16 protein-coding genes are annotated in these 18,632 nt (G+C 70.6%); 1 reads left to right on the forward strand and 15 read right to left on the reverse strand.

All coding sequences use genetic code 11. The features are described from left to right. Position 1 precedes the first annotated feature (1 nt). From N4G66_RS05375 to pgsA, 15 genes are all read right to left on the reverse strand, one after another. Complete coding sequence (locus N4G66_RS05375; RefSeq protein WP_391858758.1) at positions 2–2,566, reverse strand: RelA/SpoT family protein; 2,565 nt, start codon at positions 2,564–2,566, stop codon at positions 2–4. A gap of 230 nt (positions 2,567–2,796) precedes the next feature. Further along, positions 2,797–3,336 (reverse strand): adenine phosphoribosyltransferase, encoded by a 540-nt coding sequence (locus N4G66_RS05380; protein WP_261702785.1) that lies wholly within the window; start codon positions 3,334–3,336, stop codon positions 2,797–2,799. Beyond that, a complete protein-coding gene (gene secF, locus N4G66_RS05385; RefSeq protein ID WP_261702786.1) occupies positions 3,333–4,448 on the reverse strand; it encodes a protein translocase subunit SecF in 1,116 nt (371 codons plus the stop codon). Before secF ends, N4G66_RS05380 begins: the two co-directional genes overlap by 4 nt. 1 nt (position 4,449) lies before the next feature. After that, on the reverse strand, positions 4,450–6,201 hold the full coding sequence (secD, locus tag N4G66_RS05390; RefSeq protein ID WP_261702958.1) for a protein translocase subunit SecD: 1,752 nt from the start codon (positions 6,199–6,201) through the stop codon (positions 4,450–4,452). Positions 6,202–6,342: 141 nt separating this feature from the next. Continuing rightward, the gene (gene yajC, locus N4G66_RS05395; RefSeq protein WP_261702787.1) at positions 6,343–6,864 is read right to left on the reverse strand and encodes a preprotein translocase subunit YajC; all 522 of its coding nucleotides are present in this window, start codon (positions 6,862–6,864) and stop codon (positions 6,343–6,345) included. Between the two features lie 164 nt (positions 6,865–7,028). Further along, a complete protein-coding gene (ruvB, locus tag N4G66_RS05400) occupies positions 7,029–8,123 on the reverse strand; it encodes a Holliday junction branch migration DNA helicase RuvB (protein WP_261702788.1) in 1,095 nt (364 codons plus the stop codon). Between the two features lie 97 nt (positions 8,124–8,220). Next, on the reverse strand, positions 8,221–8,832 hold the full coding sequence (gene ruvA, locus N4G66_RS05405) for a Holliday junction branch migration protein RuvA (RefSeq protein ID WP_261702789.1): 612 nt from the start codon (positions 8,830–8,832) through the stop codon (positions 8,221–8,223). After that, positions 8,829–9,425 carry a crossover junction endodeoxyribonuclease RuvC gene (gene ruvC / locus N4G66_RS05410; RefSeq protein ID WP_261702790.1) on the reverse strand — a complete coding sequence of 199 codons (597 nt, stop codon included), beginning with the start codon at positions 9,423–9,425 and terminating at the stop codon, positions 8,829–8,831. Before ruvC ends, ruvA begins: the two co-directional genes overlap by 4 nt. A gap of 132 nt (positions 9,426–9,557) precedes the next feature. Next, entirely contained in the window at positions 9,558–10,310 is a 753-nt protein-coding gene (locus N4G66_RS05415) for a YebC/PmpR family DNA-binding transcriptional regulator (RefSeq protein WP_261702791.1), read from the reverse strand. Between the two features lie 76 nt (positions 10,311–10,386). Next, positions 10,387–10,992: a pyridoxal 5'-phosphate synthase glutaminase subunit PdxT gene (gene pdxT / locus N4G66_RS05420; RefSeq protein ID WP_261702792.1), complete on the reverse strand. Its 606-nt coding sequence runs from the start codon at positions 10,990–10,992 to the stop codon at positions 10,387–10,389. Between the two features lie 4 nt (positions 10,993–10,996). Next, complete coding sequence (gene pdxS / locus N4G66_RS05425; protein ID WP_261702959.1) at positions 10,997–11,911, reverse strand: pyridoxal 5'-phosphate synthase lyase subunit PdxS; 915 nt, start codon at positions 11,909–11,911, stop codon at positions 10,997–10,999. 150 nt (positions 11,912–12,061) lie between these two features. After that, the gene (locus tag N4G66_RS05430) at positions 12,062–12,607 is read right to left on the reverse strand and encodes a hypothetical protein (RefSeq protein ID WP_261702793.1); all 546 of its coding nucleotides are present in this window, start codon (positions 12,605–12,607) and stop codon (positions 12,062–12,064) included. Between the two features lie 651 nt (positions 12,608–13,258). Further along, complete coding sequence (locus N4G66_RS05435) at positions 13,259–14,419, reverse strand: glycosyltransferase family 4 protein (RefSeq protein WP_261702794.1); 1,161 nt, start codon at positions 14,417–14,419, stop codon at positions 13,259–13,261. Beyond that, positions 14,416–15,366, reverse strand: a complete 951-nt coding sequence (locus tag N4G66_RS05440; RefSeq protein ID WP_261702795.1) for a phosphatidylinositol mannoside acyltransferase — start codon at positions 15,364–15,366, stop codon at positions 14,416–14,418. Before N4G66_RS05440 ends, N4G66_RS05435 begins: the two co-directional genes overlap by 4 nt. Further along, a complete protein-coding gene (gene pgsA / locus N4G66_RS05445) occupies positions 15,363–16,088 on the reverse strand; it encodes a phosphatidylinositol phosphate synthase (protein WP_261702960.1) in 726 nt (241 codons plus the stop codon). The genes N4G66_RS05440 and pgsA overlap by 4 nt, the downstream gene beginning before the upstream one ends. A 245-nt stretch (positions 16,089–16,333) precedes the next feature. On the opposite strand from pgsA, the gene N4G66_RS05450 reads away from it, so the two are divergent. Next, positions 16,334–18,529, forward strand: coding sequence for an elongation factor G-like protein EF-G2 (locus tag N4G66_RS05450; RefSeq protein ID WP_261702796.1), 2,196 nt, complete (start codon positions 16,334–16,336; stop codon positions 18,527–18,529). The last annotated feature ends 103 nt before the right edge of the window (positions 18,530–18,632 follow it).

Here is an 18,632-nt window from a genome sequence, read left to right on the forward strand (position 1 = left end):
GTCAGGCCTCGGAGGGCCTGCGGGCCGATGTCACGCGATACACGTCGTAGACGCCCTCCACGCCCCGTACGGCCTTCAGGACGTGTCCCAGGTGCTTGGGGTCGCCCATCTCGAAGGTGAACCGGGAGGTGGCGACACGGTCGCGTGAGGTCTGGACGGCCGCGGACAGGATGTTGACGTGCTGGTCGGACAGGACACGGGTGACGTCCGACAGGAGCCGGGACCGGTCCAGGGCCTCGACCTGTATGGCGACCAGGAAGACCGAGGACTGGGTGGGCGCCCACTCGACCTCGAGGATGCGTTCGGGTTCACGCGACAGCGAGTCGACGTTGACGCAGTCGCTGCGGTGAACCGATACGCCGCTTCCGCGGGTGACGAAACCGATGATCGGGTCACCCGGTACCGGCGTACAGCACCGGGCGAGCTTGACCCACACGTCGTCGACGCCCTTGACGACCACACCGGGGTCGTTGTTGCTGCGCCGTTTGCGGCCGCGGCCCCGCGCGGGCGGTACCGACTCGTCGATCTCCTCGGAGGCCGCCTCCTCGCCGCCGAGCGCCTGGACGAGTTTCTGGACGACGCTCTGGGCGGTGACATGCCCCTCGCCGATCGCCGCGTACAGCGACGAGATGTCGGGGTAGCGCATCTCGTGCGCGAGGGTGACCAGGGAGTCGCCGGTGAGGATGCGCTGGATCGGCAGGTTCTGCTTGCGCATCGCGCGGGCGATGGCGTCCTTGCCGTGCTCGATCGCCTCGTCGCGGCGTTCCTTGGAGAACCAGGCGCGGATCTTGTTGCGGGCGCGCGGCGACTTCACGAAGCCGAGCCAGTCGCGGGAGGGGCCCGCGCCGGCCGCCTTGGAGGTGAAGACCTCCACCAGGTCGCCGTTGTCCAGGGTCGATTCGAGGGGCACCAGGCGTCCGTTGACCCGTGCTCCTATCGTCCGGTGGCCGACCTCCGTGTGGACCGCGTACGCGAAGTCCACCGGTGTCGCACCGGCCGGAAGCGCTATGACGTCGCCCTTGGGAGTGAAGACGAAGACCTCGTTGCGCGACAGGTCGAAGCGCAGCGACTCCAGGAACTCGCTGGGGTCCTCGGTCTCCTTCTGCCAGTCGAGCAACTGGCGCAGCCACGCCATGTCGTTGACGGTGTCCTGGCCCGCGCTGCCCTTGGCCGCCCGGGGCACGTCGGTGCGGATCTTGGAGGAGCCGGCGACGGTCTCCTGCTTGTACTTCCAGTGCGCGGCGATGCCGTACTCGGCCCGGCGGTGCATGTCGAACGTACGGATCTGGAGTTCGACGGGCTTGCCGTTGGGGCCGATGACCGTCGTGTGCAGCGACTGGTACATGTTGAACTTCGGCATCGCGATGTAGTCCTTGAACCGGCCGGGGACCGGGTTCCATCGCGCGTGCACGGTGCCGAGCGCCGCGTAGCAGTCGCGGACGGTGTCCACGAGGACGCGGATGCCCACCAGGTCGTAGATCTCCGCGAAGTCACGGCCGCGGACGATCATCTTCTGGTAGACGCTGTAGTAGTGCTTCGGGCGGCCGGTGACGGTCGCCTTGATCCGGGCCGCGCGCAGGTCGGACTGGACCTCGTCGGTCACTATGGCGAGGTACTCGTCGCGCTTGGGGGCACGCTCGGCGACCAGGCGCACGATCTCGTCGTACATCTTGGGGTAGAGGATCGCGAAGGCGAGGTCCTCCAGCTCCCACTTGATGGTGTTCATGCCCAGGCGGTGGGCGAGCGGCGCGTAGATCTCCAGGGTCTCGCGCGCCTTCTTCTCCTGCTTCTCGCGCTTGAGGTAGCGCATGGTGCGCATGTTGTGCAGGCGGTCGGCGAGCTTGATGACCAGGACGCGGGGGTCCTTGGCCATGGCGACGACCATCTTGCGCACGGTCTCGGCCTGGGCCGCCTCGCCGAACTTGACCTTGTCCAGCTTGGTGACGCCGTCGACGAGCAGGCCGACCTGGTCGCCGAAGTCGCGGCGCAGGGTGTCGAGGCCGTACTCGGTGTCCTCGACGGTGTCGTGCAGGAGACCGGCCATGAGCGTCGCCGGGTCCATGCCCAGCTCGGCCAGGATGGTGGTGACGGCGAGCGGGTGCGTGATGTACGGGTCGCCGCTCTTGCGCTTCTGGCCTCGGTGCCAGCGCTCGGCGACCTGGTAGGCCTTCTCGATCTGCCGGAGCGTCGCCGTCTCGATCTTGGGGTCGTTGCTGCGCACTATCCGCAGCAGGGGCTCCAGAACCGGGTTGTACGGGTTCGAGCGCTGGACGCCGAGACGGGCGAGCCGGGCGCGGACGCGGTTGGAGGATCCGCCGGAGCGTGTGGGCTGACCTGCCGCGGGACGGACCGCCGGGGTGTTCGCGGGGCGCTCGGACGAGGCCGGCTTGGGACGTGGCTCCTCGGCCGCCGTGTCGTCGGGCGCGGCCTGGGCGTGCTCGACCGGCCCGCTCGCGACGTTCCGTGCGGGCGTCTCCGCGGGGCCCGAGGCGGGCTCGGGCTGGGTGGAGGCGGTTCGCCCCAGGCGTTCCGCGCTGGGGGCGAGTGGCTGGGCCTCGTCTGGCAAGAGGGCTCCTCGTGCGCGATCCGGGTCCCCCGGTCAGGCTCCGGAAACCCCATGGTAGCGATCCTTCGCGCCGGACTCGCTGTCGGCCGCCGGGGGCGGCCTCGTACAGAAGGAACGCCAGAGGCGGGCGCCGGATTCCTCCGGGCCCGCCTCCACGGTGTCCTACGGGTGTCTCAGGCCTTTCGGGGGCCTCTCCCGGGACTGTCTCCCGGGTGGTGAGCGGACGGGCCTCAGATCGTGAGGAGCGCCTGCAGGGGAGCGCCGGCCAGAGCCGGCTCCAGACGGCCGCGGCCGCCCAGGAAGCCGAGCTCCATCAGCACGGCGACGCCCGCGACCTCGGCGCCCGCCCGGCGGATGAGCTGGAGCGAGGCCTCGGCGGTGCCGCCGGTGGCGAGGACGTCGTCGACGACCAGCACGCGGTCGGCCGCACTCAGGTCCTCGGCGTGCACCTCGATCTCGGCGGAGCCGTACTCCAGGTCGTACGCCTGCGACAGGGTCGCTCCGGGAAGCTTGCCCGCCTTGCGCACGGGGATGAAGCCGAGCCCCGCCTGGACGGCGACCGGCGCTCCGAGAATGAAGCCACGGGCCTCCAGGCCGACGATCTTGGTGGCTCCGTTGCGCACGGCGATGTCCGCCAGGGCGCCGGTCAGCGCGCCGAACGCGGCCGGGTCGGCCAGGAGCGGGGTGATGTCCTTGAACATCACCCCCGGCTCCGGATAGTCGGCCACGTCACGGATACGGCTGAACAGCAGCTCTTCGATGCCGGTCATCGGCGCTTCCCCGAGGGCCGGCCGCGGCCGCGGGTGCGGGACGCGGGCTGGTTGCGGGGACCGACGACCGCCGGCGTGACGTCATCCGGCTCGTCGTCCTCGTACGACTCGTTGCCCCGCGGCTCCAGGGACTCGCCCTGGGCGGCCGCCTGGGCCCGCTTGGCGAGGACCCGCTTGCGCAGGGCCTTCATCTGCGGCTCGCGCTCCTTGAGGTCGGCGACCAGCGGCGTGGCGATGAAGATCGAGGAGTACGCGCCGGCCGCGAGGCCGACGAACAGCGACAGCGAGATGTCGTTGAGCGTGCCCGCGCCGAGCACGCCGCCACCGATGAACAGCAGGCCGGCGACCGGCAGCAGCGCGACCACCGTGGTGTTGATCGAACGCACCAGGGTGCTGTTGATCGAGCGGTCGGCGACGTCGCTGTAGGTCCAGCGGGTCTGCTTGGTGATGTCCTTGGTCTGCTCCTTGAGGCTGTCGAAGACGACGACCGTGTCGTAGAGCGAGTAACCGAGGATCGTGAGCAGACCGATCACGGTGCCCGGGGTGACCTCGAAGCCGACCAGGGCGTAGATGCCGACCGTGATGGTGATGTCGTGGATCAGGGCGACCAGCGCGGCGATCGCCATACGCCACTCGAAGGCGATGGCCAGGTAGATCACGACCAGGACCATGAAGATCGCCAGGCCCTCCCAGGCCTTGTTGGCGATCTGGTCACCCCAGCTGGGGCCGACCAGGTCGGCGTTGATCTGCTCGGAGTTGACCTTCAGGTCCGCGGCGAGCTTGTCCTTGATCGCGTCCGACTTGCCGGTGTCGATACCGGCGATCTGGACGCGCAGGCCGCCGTTGCCGAGCTTCTGGACGACCGCGTCGTGGCCGGAGGCCTCTCGCGCGAAGGTCTCCGCCTGGCTCACCGAGACACTGGACTTGCCGGTGGTGAAGACGGCACCGCCCTGGAACTCGATGCCCATGTTCAGGCCGCGCACCGTCAGGCCGAGGATGGCCGTGATGGTGATCAGGATCGAGATGCCGTACCAGATCTTGCGCTTGCCGACGAAGTCGTAGCCGATCTCGCCGCGGTGGAGCCGGGCGCCGAGGGTGCCGAGTTTCGACATCTCACGCCTCCTTCGTGTCGACGGGGGCGGACGCGCGACGGGTGCGGCGCAGCGGCGGCTTGGCGCCCAGTCGCTTCGGGTCGAGGCCGGACCAGCTGTGGCCCTCCGCGAAGAACTTCCTGCGGGCCATGAGCGTCATCAGCGGCTTGGTGAAGAAGAACACGACGACAACGTCGAGCACCGTGGTCAGACCGAGGGTGAACGCGAAGCCCTGGACCTTGCCGACGGTGACGATGAAGAGCACCGCGGCGGCGAGGAACGACACGAAGTCGGAGACCAGGATGGTGCGCCGGGCACGCGGCCAGGCGCGCTCGACGGCGGGCCGCAGGGAGCGGCCCTCGCGGATCTCGTCCCGGATGCGTTCGAAGAAGACGATGAACGAGTCCGCTGTGATACCGATCGCGACGATCGCGCCACACACGGCCGGCAGGTTCAGCGCGAAGCCGATGGCCGGGCCGAGCAGCGCCATGAGCACGTAGGTGAGGATCGCGGAGACCCCCAGGGAGGCGATGGCGATGACCGACAGGCCGCGGTAGTAGAGCACCAGGTAGATGATGACCAGGGCAAGGCCGATGGCGCCGGCGATCAGTCCGGCGTGCAGCTGCTCGCCACCGAGCGCGGCGGTCACCGTGGTGACGCTGGACTCCTTGAAGGTGAGCGGCAGCGCGCCGTACTTCAGCATGTTGGCCAGGTCCTGCGCCTCGGTCTGCGTGAAGCTTCCGGAGATCTCCGCGGAGCCGCTCAGCTCCTGGCCGACGGACGGGTCGGAGACGACCTCACCGTCGAGGACGACGGCGAACTGGTTCTGCGGGCGCTGGTTCTGGGCGAGCTTGCCTGTGATGGCGGCGAACTTCTTGGAGCCACCGGACGTGAAGTCCATGGTGACCTTCCAGCCCGAGGCGTTCTGCGTGTCGAAGACAGCGGCGGCCTTGCTGATGTCCGTGCCGGACACCGCGGCCGGGCCGAGCACGTACTTCTGCCACTGGCCGGAGGAGTTGCCACAGGCCACGGTCGGCTCGGTCGACTTGGCGCCGGCACCGGCCTTGGCGCGGGCCGCCGGGTCGGCGCAGTTGAGCGCGGCGTACTCGGACTGCAGTTTGGCGGTCGCGGGGTCCACGCTGGCGCTGGCCGAGGGAGCCGCGCTGGAGGAGGCCGAGGAGCTCGGGGTGCTGCTCGCCGACGGTGAGGAGCCCGCCTTCAGCGCGTCGGTGACGACGCGGCCCTGGGTGGTGGCGGAGGCCGACGGCGTCACGGAGGACGAGGAGGACGGGGTCGCCTTGTCCGTGGACTTGCCGGAGGCACTGCTGGAGGCGCTCGGCGACGGGGTGCCCGTCGCTTCGGCCGCGGTGACCTCGGTGGCGATCACGGGACGGAAGTAGAGCTTGGCGGTGGTGCCGACCTGGTCGCGGGCCTGCTTGGAGTTCGTGCCCTTGGGGATGTTGACAATGATGTTGTCGGATCCCTGGGTCTGAACCTCGGCCTCGGAGACACCGAGACCGTTGACACGGCGGTTCATGATGTCGACCGCGGTGTTCATGTTGGTCTTGTTGATCGCGTTGGGCTGGCCCGGCTCGTTCTTCGCCGTGAGCGTGATGCTCGTGCCGCCGGCGAGATCGATGCCGAGACGCGGAGTGGTGTGCCCGGAGGCGAACATCCCCCCGGTGAGCGCCGCGATGGCGATCAGGATCAGGGCCAGCGAGCGCCCCGGCCTGCTCTGGGCGCTCGCGCTCCGGCCCTTCTTCGGTGCTGCCACCTTCTCGTACTCCCTCTCGGGCCGCCCTGCGCCGGGTGAGCGCGTGAACGGCCATGCCATGGTGTCGGGACTCCGTGCGAGAACAGCACGTCCCGGGAGGTACTGGGCGCGAGCGGATCGCGCCGCGCTCCCGGGTCGTGACTACTTCGCGTCGGCCTCGCCGTCGGTCTTCTTCGGCTCTGCTTCGTCGACGTCCAAGGCCTTGTCGGCCTTCGCCTCGACGACCTCGTCGGCCGGCTTGTCCGCCGCGTCCTTCTTGCCGAGGTCGAGGGGCTTGTCGTCGGAGGCGTCGGAAGAGGCGTCGGCGGCGGGCTCGTCGGTCTCGGTGAGGGAGGAGGCGTCGTCCGGCACGACGGTGCCGTCGGCCTTCAGGTCGTGCTCAATGCCGTGGACGATGCGGTTGTACTCGTCGTCCGTGAGGACCGCACCGATCGCGTTCTTCGCGAAGAGCAGGTCGACACCCGGCGCCGCGTCGAGGAGGACGGTGTCCTCGCTGACCTCCTTGACGGTGGCGTACATGCCGCCGATCGTGCGCACGCCGGAGCCGGGCTGCAGCTCGTTGCGCATGGAGGCCGCCTGCTGCTGCTTCTTCTTGGCCGACCGGGTCATCAGGAACATGGCCCCGATGAGCACGATGAACGGGAGGAGGGTGTAGGTACTCACGGGTCGGGACTTCCTTCTTCGACCGCACCTGGTGAGCGGTTTGCTGGATGGGGGTATGTATGCCGTCGACATACGCGGCATCGGCGGAGTCTAAGCGAGTCCGCACTCAGGGAACAACGCTCAGCATGGCACCGGGGTTCCTGCCCCGGTACGTGCGCACGCCGTCACGCCCCGAACAGGTCCTGTTGTCCGTTTCCGCCTGCTGAGCGGCTCGGCGGCGTGAGGCCGAGATGTGCCCATGCCGCGGGTGTCGCCACCCGGCCACGGGGAGTACGGGCGAGGAGTCCCTCTCTTACGAGGAAGGGCTCGGCGACCTCCTCCACCGTCTCACGCTCCTCCCCCACAGCGACAGCAAGTGTGGACAATCCGACAGGGCCACCGCCGAAAAGCTTGATCAGGGCTTCGAGAACACCGCGGTCGAGTCGGTCCAGGCCCCGCGCGTCGACCTCGTAGACCTTCAGCGCCGCCCCGGCGATCTCCCGGGTGACGATCCCGTCCGCTCTGACCTGCGCGTAATCACGTACGCGGCGCAGCAGGCGGTTGGCGATGCGGGGCGTGCCGCGGGAGCGGCCGGCGATCTCCTCGGCTCCCTCGGCGTCGATCTCGACGTCGAGGAGGCCGGCGGAGCGGTGGATGACGCGCTCCAGTTCGGCCGGCTCGTAGAACTCCATGTGCGCGGTGAAGCCGAAGCGGTCGCGCAGGGGCGGCGGCAGCAGTCCCGCGCGCGTGGTGGCGCCGACCAGCGTGAACGGAGGCAGCTCCAGCGGGATGGCGGTGGCGCCGGGGCCCTTGCCGACGATGACGTCGACGCGGAAGTCCTCCATCGCCATGTAGAGCATCTCCTCGGCGGGCCGGGACATGCGGTGGATCTCGTCGAGGAACAGGACCTCGCCCTCCTGGAGCGAGGAGAGGATCGCGGCGAGGTCTCCGGCGTGCTGGATGGCGGGGCCGCTGGTGATCCGGATGGGAGCGCCCATCTCGGCCGCGATGATCATGGAGAGGGTGGTCTTGCCGAGCCCGGGAGCGCCGGAGAGCAGCACATGGTCGGCGGTGGCACCGCGCGCGCGTGCGGCTCGCAGGACCAGGTCGAGCTGCTCGCGGACCTTCTCCTGGCCGATGAACTCGTCCAGGTCCTTGGGGCGCAGAGCGGCCTCGACGGCCTGGTCCTCGCCGTCGGCGACCGATCCCACCAGCCGCTCCGCGGCGGCGCCGACGAGCCGCTCGTCGGCGGCTTCGTCTCTCGTGTCGTCCCAGTTCATCGGTGGTGCCTCGTGGTCTCGTGGTGGTGGGGCGGTCGGCGGTGCGCCGGGCGCGAACCGCACCGGGGCGCGCGCCCGGCCCGGGGGCCGGGGCCGTTCAGCGGGCTCGGTTCAGGGTCTGCAGAGCGGCCCTGAGGAGCTGGCCGACCTGTGGGGTTCCCTCGGCTGCCTCGGCCTGCGGGGCGACGGCGGAGACCGCCTCGTCGGCCTCGCGGGTCGCGTACCCGAGGCCGACGAGCGCGGCGTGAAGCTGGTCGCGCCAGCCGGCGGTGACCCCCGTGCCGATGGCCGGGCCGCCGGGGCCGAGGGGCTCGCCGAGCCGGTCCTTGAGGTCCAGCAGCAGCTTCTGGGCGCCCTTCTTGCCGATGCCGGGGACGGCGATGAGCGCCTTCTCGTCCCCGCTGGACACGGCGCGGCGCAGGGCGTCCGGGGTGTGCACGGCGAGCATCGCCTGGGCGAGGCGGGGGCCGACTCCGCTCGCGGTCTGGAGCAGCTCGAAGACCTGGCGCTCGTCGTCGTCGGCGAAGCCGTAGAGGGTGAGCGAGTCTTCCCGGACGACGAGGGAGGTGGCGAGCCTGGCCTGCTGTCCGGTGCGGAGCCCGGAGAGCGTGCCCGGCGTGCACTGGACGGCGATGCCGATGCCGCCGACCTCGACCACCGCCGAGTCGGGGGCGAGGGCGGCGACCGGGCCGCTGACGAAGGCGATCATGCGGTACGGCCTTTCGATGCTTGGTGCGAGGCGTGCGCGGCTGCGGCCTGCTGAAGTCTGTTCTGCGCGACGGCCCGGTCGGGCCCGATCCGCGCGGCGGCCTGCTGGAGTCTGGTCTGGGCGGGGGCGCGCCAGATGTGGCAGATGGCGAGGGCGAGGGCGTCCGCCGCGTCCGCGGGTCTGGGGGGCTCGGCGAGCCGGAGCAGACGGGTGACCATCGCGCCGACCTGGGCCTTGTCGGCGCGTCCGTTGCCGGTGACGGCGGCCTTGACCTCGCTCGGGGTGTGCAGGGCGACGGGGATGCCGCGCCGGGCCGCGCAGAGCATGGCGACGGCGCTGGCCTGGGCGGTTCCCATCACGGTCCGGACGTTGTGCTGGCTGAACACCCGCTCCACGGCGACGAATTCGGGCTCGTACTCGTCGAGCCACTGCTCGATGCCCTGCTCGATGGCGACCAGGCGCAGGCCCAGCTCGGCGTCCGCGGGGGTACGGACGACTCCGACGCCGCGCATGGTCAGCGGCCGGCCCGCGACTCCCTCGACCACCCCGACACCGCACCGGGTCAACCCGGGGTCAACACCCAGCACCCGCAACCGAGCTCTCCTTCGATTTCCCTGGCCACCACTGGAGGTATCCCCAGTTCGTGCAGGCTATCGGGTGCCACTGACAGAGCGACGGGCCGACGGGGGTGTCCCGTCGGCCCGTCGCTCCTTGCAAGCCCTCGATCAGGCGTCGACCTTCTCCATGACTTCGTCGCTGACGTCGAAGTTGGCGAAGACGTTCTGCACGTCGTCGCTGTCCTCCAGGGCGTCGATCAGCTTGAAGATCTTCCGGGCGCCCTCCTCGTCGAGCTCGACCTGCATGGTCGGGACGAAGTTGGCGTCGGCGGAGTCGTAGTCGATGCCGGCTTCCTGGAGCGCGGTGCGCACCGCGACCAGGTCGGTGGCCTCGGACAGGACCTCGAAGGACTCACCGAGGTCGTTGACCTCCTCGGCACCCGCGTCGAGCACGGCACCGAGGACGTCGTCCTCGGCCAGCTCGCCCTTGGGGACGATGACGACGCCCTTGCGGTTGAACAGGTACGAGACGGAGCCGGGGTCGGCCATGTTCCCGCCGTTGCGGGTCATGGCGACGCGGACGTCCGAGGCCGCGCGGTTGCGGTTGTCGGTGAGGCACTCGATGAGCACGGCGACACCGTTCGGGCCGTAACCCTCGTACATGATCGTCTCGTAGTCCGCGCCACCGGCCTCGAGACCGGCGCCGCGCTTGACCGCGGAGTCGATGTTCTTGTTCGGGACCGAGCTCTTCTTGGCCTTCTGGATGGCGTCGAACAGCGTCGGATTGCCGGACACGTCGGCGCCGCCCGTGCGGGCCGCGACCTCGATGTTCTTGATCATCTTCGCGAAGAGCTTGCCGCGCTTGGCGTCGATCACGGCCTTCTTGTGCTTCGTCGTAGCCCATTTAGAGTGGCCGGACATCTGCCTGTCTCCTTCGCGTAACCCAACCTGTACGGACTCCCCCAGACATTGGGAGCCTGGGAAGACCCCACAGATCCTACAAGGACGCCGGTGTCCGGTTCGCGCGCACCATGTCGACGAACAAACCGTGAACACGGTGGTCGCCCGTCAGCTCCGGGTGGAACGACGTGGCGAGCGCGTTTCCCTGGCGTACCGCGACGATGTGGCCCTCGTGCTCGGCGAGCACCTCGGCCTCGGCACCCACGGACTCGACCCAGGGTGCGCGGATGAAGACGCCCTCCACGGGATCGCCCTCGACGCCGCGGACGTCGATAGCCGCCTCGAAGGACTCGTTCTGCCGCCCGAAGGCGTTGCGGCGCACGATCATGTCGATGCCGCCGATGGTCTCCTGACCCGAGCGCGGGTCGAGGATCTTGTCGGCGAGCATGATCATGCCGGCGCAGGTGCCGTACACGGGCATGCCGTCACGGACCCGCGCGCGCAGCGGCTCCATCATTCCGAAGAGGACGGCCAGCTTGGAGATGGTGGTGGACTCGCCGCCGGGAATGACCAGACCGTCGATCTCGGCGAGCTCCTCGGGGCGCCTTACCGGCCTGGCCACGGCGTCCGCCGCGGCCAGGGCGATCAGGTGCTCCCGTACGTCGCCCTGGAGGGCCAGGACGCCAATCACAGGAGTGCTCATGTGACTACCAGCCGCGGTTGGCGTAGCGCTCGGTCTCGGGGAGGGTGTCGCAGTTGATGCCGACCATGGCCTCGCCGAGGTTGCGGGACGCGTCCGCGATGATCTTCGGGTCGTCGTAGAAGGTGGTGGCCTTCACGATGGCGGCGGCGCGCTTGGCCGGGTCGCCGGACTTGAAGATGCCGGAGCCGACGAAGACGCCCTCGGCGCCGAGCTGGCGCATGAGCGCGGCGTCGGCGGGGGTGGCGACACCACCGGCGGAGAACAGGACGACCGGGAGCTTGCCGAGCTCGGCGACCTCCTTGACGATCTCGTACGGGGCGCGCAGTTCCTTGGCGGCGGCGTACAGCTCGTTGTTGTCGAAGCCGCGCAGCCTGGCGATCTCGTTCTTGATCTGGCGCAGGTGGCGGACGGCCTCGACGACGTTGCCGGTGCCGGCCTCGCCCTTGGAGCGGATCATGGCCGCGCCCTCGGCGATACGGCGCAGGGCCTCGCCCAGGTTGGTGGCACCGCAGACGAAGGGGGTGGTGAACGCCCACTTGTCGGAGTGGTTGACCTCGTCGGCCGGAGTGAGGACCTCGGACTCGTCGATGTAGTCGACGCCGAGGGACTGCAGGATCTGGGCCTCGACGAAGTGGCCGATGCGGGACTTGGCCATCACCGGGATGGAGACCGCTTCGATGATCTCCTCGATCATGTTCGGGTCCGACATCCGGGCGACGCCGCCGTCCTTGCGGATGTCGGCGGGGACCCGCTCCAGGGCCATGACGGCCACGGCGCCTGCGTCCTCGGCGATCTTCGCCTGCTCGGCGTTGACCACGTCCATGATCACGCCGCCCTTGAGCTGCTCGGCCATGCCGCGCTTGACGCGGGCGGTGCCGATCGCGGAGTTCTCAGCGGGCTGGGCGGAGTTGGAGAGCATGCTGGACACGGGTTGACCTCACTCGGTGAAAGAGGATTTGAGCTCTTCGAGGAAACGCGAGGCGACCAGGCCACTGCAAGGGCCAATGGGGAGGCGGTGGATCGTTTTCGTTCCCGCCCACCCCTGTGGGTGCCCGCCCACCCCTGGGCATCAGGTCGTCGGGCGGTCCGCCAGGGCCGTCGGGGGCTCGTCGTCCATCTCGAAGGCCATCGGGAACGGGGCATGGCCCGCGAGGCGGAACCAGCGGACCTTGCGGTGGCGGCGCAGGGCCCGGGCGGCGCGTACGGCGTCGTTGTGGAAGCGCCGCGCCATCGGCACCCGGCGCACGGCCTGGGCCAGCTCGCCGGCCGCCTCCTCGCCGCCGGGCACCTGGCGGACCACCTCGACCTGCTGTGTCTCCCCGAAGACCGCCCGCAGGGCCTGGCTCAGCTCGCTCTCGGCCACCTCCCGCTGCTCCTCCTCGGCCTGCCGAGCGGCGTGGGCCGCTTCGTAGAGCACGATCGAGGCGGCCGGGTCGAGGACCCCGGAGGTGGCCAGCTCCTGGGTCACGGAGGCCCGGCGCAGCAGCTGCGCGTCGAGGGCGGCGCGGGCGGCGTCGATGCGGGCGTGCAGCCGGTCGAGACGCCCCGCGGTCCAGCTCAGGTAGAGGCCGATCGCGACGAGGCCGACGAGGATCCAGATGAGGGTTGCGGTCACGGGCGGCAAGGCTACCCGTGTGGGCGCGCGGGCCCCTCGGCTCCCGTGCGTCACATGAGCCGCCCGGTCGGGGCGAAGAGTCGGACGGGTCCCGGCCGGGTCGCGACGCGGGGTCTGCCGCGTGGGGCGGCGCGCCGGAGGCATCGGCCGCCGCACCCCGTTGCCCGGGTCCGGGAGAACCGCACCCCGTTGCCCGGGTCAGGAGGAGCCGTGAACGGCCGGTCCACGCACCCGGACGGGCGGACGCCGTGCGACGCAAGCGCGTGGCGCGAGGGACAGCGGCGTCCGCGGAGCAGCCGCCCGGCCCACGTGGGCCGGGCGGTCGGATTCAGGCCGTTCTCGACCCGGGGCCGGCGGCGTCCCGTCGGGGAAGCGGACCGGCCCTCCCGCGCGCGGGAGTACGGCTCCAAAGCACCACGAGCCCAGCACGGGAGTACGGCACGGGGCCGGTTCGGTGGGCCGGCTGCTTCCCGCCGGGAAGCCGGGCCGCCACTCCCGCGCGCGGAGTGGCGGTTGTGCCGTGTGCCGGGCCGCACGCGGGACGAACGGTCCTCCCCCGCCCGGGAGTTCGGTGCGCGGCCTGCCCTGTCCGGGCGGGTCCGGGCAGGCGGGTCCGGGCAGGCGGGTCCGGGCAGGCGGGTCCGGGCTCGTTCAGTCCCGGGCCAGGCCGAAGCGGGCGCGGAGTCCCGTGCGTTCGTCGGTGGCCACCGCGGCCGCGCCGTCCGTGACGGTCTCGTACACGGAGAGGATGTCCGCGCCGACCGTCGACCAGTCGAAACGCCGTACGTGGGCACTCCCCCGCTCGCGCAGTCCGGCCCGGCGCTCCGGGTCGGCGAGCAACCGCACCGCGGCTGTGGCCAGGGCGTCCGCGTCCTCGTTGGCGAACAGCTCACCGGCGGAGCCCTGGTCGAGGACCTGGGCGAACGCGTCGAGATCCGCGGCGAGCACCGGCGCTCCGGCGGACATCGCCTCGACCAGGATGATCCCGAAGCTCTCGCCGCCCGTGTTGGGAGCGACGTAGAGGTCGATGCTGCGCAGGAAGCGGGCCTTGTCCTCGTCGCTGATCATGCCGAGGAACTCGACGCGCGAGCGCATCTCGGCGGGCAGCGACTCCACGGCCTCCTTCTCGTCACCGCGTCCGGCGACCAGCAGTCGCGTCTGCGGGCGCTCGGCCAGGATCTTCGGCAGGGCCTTCATGAGCACCGGCAGGCCCTTGCGGGGCTCGTCGATGCGGCCGATGAAACCGATGGTGTCGCCCTGCCATTCGGGCTTGGGCTTGGCGCGGGCGAAGAAGTCGACGTCGACGCCGTTCGGGATGACGACCGCGTCACCGCCGAGGTGCTCGACGAGGGTGCGCCGGGCGTACTCGCTCACGGCGATCCGCGCGCTGATCTTCTCCAGGGCGGCCTGGAGGATGGAGTACGCGGCGACCATCGCCCGGGAGCGCGGGTTGGAGGTGTGGAAGGTGGCGACGATGGGCCCTTGCGCGGCCCAGCACGCGAGCAGGCCGAGCGACGGCGAGGTCGGCTCGTGGATGTGGATCACGTCGAAGGTGCCGTCGTGCAGCCAGCGCCGCACGCGGGCCGCCGACAGGAAGCCGAAGTTGAGCCGCGCCACCGAGCCGTTGTACGGCACCGGGACCGCACGGCCCGCCGAGACGACGTACGGCGGCAGGGGCGTGTCGTCGTCCGCGGGGGCGAGGACGGAGACCTCGTGCCCCAGACCGATGAGGTGCTCGGCCAGGTCGCGGATGTGGAACTGGACGCCGCCCGGAACGTCCCATGAGTACGGGCAGACGATGCCGATCCTCATGGGGTCCTCTTCTCGGGATCCTGCGCGCCGGACTCCTCCTGAGGAGCCTTCCCGGGGTCGAGGTCCTTGAGCCACAAACGCTGCAACATGTGCCAGTCCTCCGGGTGGTCGGCGATGCCGCTGGCGAAGGCGTCGGCCAGCGCCTGTGTCATGACAGACGTCTTTTCGGCACGGGTACCTGACTCGGGGACCTCGACGGGCGGATGCACCCGGCCCCGCATCACTGGCGAGTCGTCGTACCAGAGGGTCACGGGCAGGAGGATGGCGCCGGTCTGCTGGGCGAGCAGGGCCGGTCCCGCGGGCATCCGGGTCGCCTCGCCGAAGAACTCCACCTCGACCCCCGACGCGGACAGGTCCCGTTCGGCGACCAGGCAGATCAGTCCGCCGTCGCGCAGACGCCGGGCCAGGGTCGCGAACGCGGCACCGCCGCTGTGCGGCAGGACCTCCATGCCGAGGCCCTCGCGGTAGGCGACGAAACGGTCGTACAGCGATTCGGGCTTGAGGCGCTCGGCGACGGTCGTGAACGGCGTCTTCAGTCCGGTGGTGACCCAGGCGCCCGCCAGATCCCAGTTCGCCATGTGCGGAAGGGCCAGGATGACACCCCGGTCGGAGGCGATCCCGTCCGTGAGGCGGTGTCCGTCCTTGATCTCGAACCCGTTGGCCACCCGCTCCTCGCTCCACGCGGGAAGCCGGAAGGACTCCATCCAGTACCGCAGGTACGAGCGCATGCCGGCCCTGGAGAGCTCGGCGAGCCGCTCGGGTGTCGCGTCCGGCACCACGCGCGCGTAGTTGCTCTCCAGGCGCTGGACCCCCTTGCCGCGCTTCTTCCAGGCGACGTCGGCGATCGCGCGGCCGAGGCGCACGGCGACCGGCTCGGGGAGCTTCTTGACGGTGCTCCAGCCGAGCGCGTAGGCCCCGTCGACCAGCCTGTCCCGGAGGCTGGTCACGAGGTGGCCTCGCTGTTCTGGGCTGCGCCGGCCGCGGCGTCCGCCTCGGCCGCCTCCCGGCGGACGGTGACCACACGCTGGATCAGCGTGACGAGGCTGCCGACGGCGACGATCCACAGCGCGATGGGCAGCAACACCTGGATGCCGGGCACACCGAACGTGTGCAGGCCCGCCAGACCCGCCGCGACCAGGGAGATCACCAGCCGCTCGGCGCGCTCGACGAGACCGTTGACCGCGACCGGCAGACCGATCGACTCGCCGCGGGCCTTGGTGTACGACACGACCTGGCCGCTGGCGAGGCAGAAGATCGAGACGGCGCACAGGACGTTGTCGTCGCCGTTGCCCGCGTACCAGAGCGCGAAGCCGCCGAAGATCGCGCCGTCGGCGACCCGGTCGAGGGTGGAGTCCAGGAAGGCGCCCCAGCGGCTGGAGCGGCCGAGCTGGCGCGCCATGTTCCCGTCGACCAGGTCGGAGAACACGAAGAGCGTGATGACGATCGTTCCCCAGAAGAACTCTCCCCGGGGGTAGAAGACCAGCGCGCCCGCCATGACTCCGGCCGTGCCCAGGAGGGTGACCGTGTCGGGGCTTACCCCCCGGCGGATGAGAAACGCGGCGAACGGTGTGAGGACACGCGTGAAGAATGCACGCGCGTACTTGTTCAGCATGGCCTTCCCGAGGGTCGGTGTCGCCGGGCGGCCCCTGCTGGCCGTCGGCTGGCCCATCGTAGTCACGCGTGCGCTTGTGCGATGGTCGGGCACCCGCACCCCGTGTCACGACCCGATGCCGCCGGTGTCACGGCGCGATCGCGTCCGCTGTATGGACGCACCGTGACGCGAGTGCAAAGCTCGAAGACACCGCGGGGCGTCACCGGAGCCGCACCGCAGGGGGTGCCCCGGGACGGAGTCCGGGGGAGGCTTCGGCATGTCCCGCGCCCACAGAGACCTCACCGTGCACGGGAGGCAAGGCCATGGGCGACAAGGCGAACGCACACCCCGGAGCCGCCGGCAGGGCTACGGCGGCCGACCACCCCGCGTCCGTACGGAATGTGGTGCTGGTCGGCCACAGCGGATCGGGCAAGACGACATTGGTGGAGGCTCTCGCGCTGACGGCGGGAGCGGTGAACCGGGCGGGCCGCGTGGAGGACGGCGGCACCGTATCCGACTACGACGAGATCGAGCACCGGCAGCAGCGTTCGGTGCAGCTCTCCCTGGTACCCGTCGACTGGGACGGATACAAGATCAACATTCTGGACACTCCCGGGTACGCCGATTTCGTCGGGGAACTGAGGGCCGGTCTGCGAGCGGCGGACGCGGCCCTTTTCGTCGTCTCGGCCTCGGACGGGGTGGACGGCTCGACCCGGATGCTGTGGGAGGAGTGCGCGGCCGTCGGCATGCCCCGGGCCATCGTGGTCACCCACCTCGAATCGGCCCGGTCGGACTTCGAGGGGATGACCCGCACCTGCGCGCAGGCGTTCGGCGGGGACGACCCCGACGCCGTACTGCCGCTGTATCTGCCGCTGCACGGCGCCGAGGCACCGGACGGGCACGCGCCCGTGACCGGCCTGATCGGGCTGCTCACCCGGCAGTTGTTCGACTACTCCTCGGGGGAGCGCAAGGAGGCGGAGCCGGGACCCGAGCAGCAATCGCTCATCGAGGCGGCCCGCAACCGGCTGATCGAGGGGATCATCGCCGAGAGCGAGGACGAGACGCTCATGGACCGCTACCTCGGCGGTGAGGAGATCGACCTCAAGACACTCGTGCAGGACCTGGAACGGGCCGTGGCGCGCGGGAGTTTCTTCCCGGTGCTGGCCGCGGCACCCGCCGCCGAGGGAGCCCGGCAGGGGCTCGGCACGGTCGAGCTCCTCGAACTGATCACCGGCGGCTTCCCCACCCCGCTGGAGCGCCCGGCGCCGGCGGTGACCACGCCGGACGGCGCCACGCGCGAGGTGAAGGCCTGCGACCCGGACGGGCCGCTGGTCGCGGAGGTCGTCAAGACCGCGTCCGACCCGTACGTGGGCCGCATCTCCCTGGTCCGGGTCTTCTCCGGAACCCTGCGCCCCGACGAGACGGTGCACGTCTCCGGGCACGGGCTGACCGACCGCGGACACGAGGACCACGACGTCGACGAGCGGATCGGCGCCCTGTCCGGGCCGTTCGGCAAGCAGCAGCGCGCCCTCACCCACTGCATCGCGGGCGACCTCGCCTGTGTCGCGAAGCTGAACCGCGCCGAGACGGGAGACACCCTTTCGGCCAAGGGCGACCCGCTGCTCATGCAGCCGTGGCAGATGCCCGACCCTCTGCTCCCGCTCGCCATCGAGGCACACAGCAAGGCGGACGAGGACAAGCTCTCGCAGGGGCTGGGCCGGCTGGTGGCCGAGGACCCCACGATGCGTCTGGAGCAGAATCCGAACACCCATCAGGTCGTCCTGTGGTGCCTGGGCGAGGCGCACGCGGACGTCGCCCTGGAACGGCTGCGCAACCGGTACGGCGTGCAGGTCGACGTGGTCCCGCACAAGGTCTCGCTGCGGGAGACGTTCGCCGACCGGTCCACCGGGCGTGGTCGCCATGTGAAGCAGTCCGGCGGGCACGGCCAGTTCGCGATCTGCGAGATCGAGGTCGAACCGCTGCCCGGCGGCTCGGGTATCGAGTTCGTCGACAAGGTCGTCGGCGGCGCCGTGCCCCGGCAGTTCATCCCGTCCGTCGAGAAGGGTGTGCGCGCCCAGGCCGCCAAGGGCGTGGCCGCGGGATATCCCCTCATCGACGTACGGGTCACGCTGCTCGACGGCAAGGCGCACTCGGTGGACTCCTCCGATGCCGCGTTCCAGACGGCGGGCGCGCTCGCGCTGCGCGAGGCGGCCCGTGACGCCACGATCCATCTCCTGGAGCCGGTGGCGGAGGTGACCGTCCTGGTCGGCGACGACTACGTGGGCCCGGTGATGAGCGATCTGTCGGGACGGCGCGGCCGGGTGGTCGGCACCGAGCAGGCGGCCGGCGGGCGCACGCTCGTCCGGGCCGAGGTGCCGGAGAACGAGATCGGGCGGTACGCCGTGGATCTGCGGTCCGTCTCGCACGGCACCGCGCGCTTCGACCGGCGTTACGCGCGGCACGAGCCGATGCCGCAGCAGATCGCCGAACGGCTCCGCGAACAGGCCCCGGGTACCTGAAGGTTGGGGGACTTCATCAGGTGACTCCGTTCGTCGGCGGGCGGCTTCCGCCGTCCGCCGACGAATGTCGGCCCCGGCCGATACTCTGAGAACCTGATCAAGA

The organism is Streptomyces rhizosphaerihabitans (assembly GCF_025399795.1).
Lineage (GTDB): Bacteria > Actinomycetota > Actinomycetes > Streptomycetales > Streptomycetaceae > Streptomyces > Streptomyces rhizosphaerihabitans.

Bases quoted from the DNA above. Each gene is read 5' to 3' on its own strand.
- N4G66_RS05380 (WP_261702785.1), bottom strand. From the start codon at position 3,336: ATGACCGGCATCGAAGAGCTGCTGTTCAGCCGTATCCGTGACGTGGCC.
- secF (WP_261702786.1), bottom strand. From the start codon at position 4,448: ATGTCGAAACTCGGCACCCTCGGCGCCCGGCTCCACCGCGGCGAGATC.
- ruvB (WP_261702788.1), bottom strand. From the start codon at position 8,123: ATGAACTGGGACGACACGAGAGACGAAGCCGCCGACGAGCGGCTCGTC.
- ruvA (WP_261702789.1), bottom strand. From the start codon at position 8,832: ATGATCGCCTTCGTCAGCGGCCCGGTCGCCGCCCTCGCCCCCGACTCG.
- N4G66_RS05415 (WP_261702791.1), bottom strand. From the start codon at position 10,310: ATGTCCGGCCACTCTAAATGGGCTACGACGAAGCACAAGAAGGCCGTG.
- pdxT (WP_261702792.1), bottom strand. From the start codon at position 10,992: ATGAGCACTCCTGTGATTGGCGTCCTGGCCCTCCAGGGCGACGTACGG.
- pdxS (WP_261702959.1), bottom strand. From the start codon at position 11,911: ATGCTCTCCAACTCCGCCCAGCCCGCTGAGAACTCCGCGATCGGCACC.
- N4G66_RS05435 (WP_261702794.1), bottom strand. From the start codon at position 14,419: ATGAGGATCGGCATCGTCTGCCCGTACTCATGGGACGTTCCGGGCGGC.
- pgsA (WP_261702960.1), bottom strand. From the start codon at position 16,088: ATGGGCCAGCCGACGGCCAGCAGGGGCCGCCCGGCGACACCGACCCTC.
- N4G66_RS05450 (WP_261702796.1), top strand. From the start codon at position 16,334: ATGGGCGACAAGGCGAACGCACACCCCGGAGCCGCCGGCAGGGCTACG.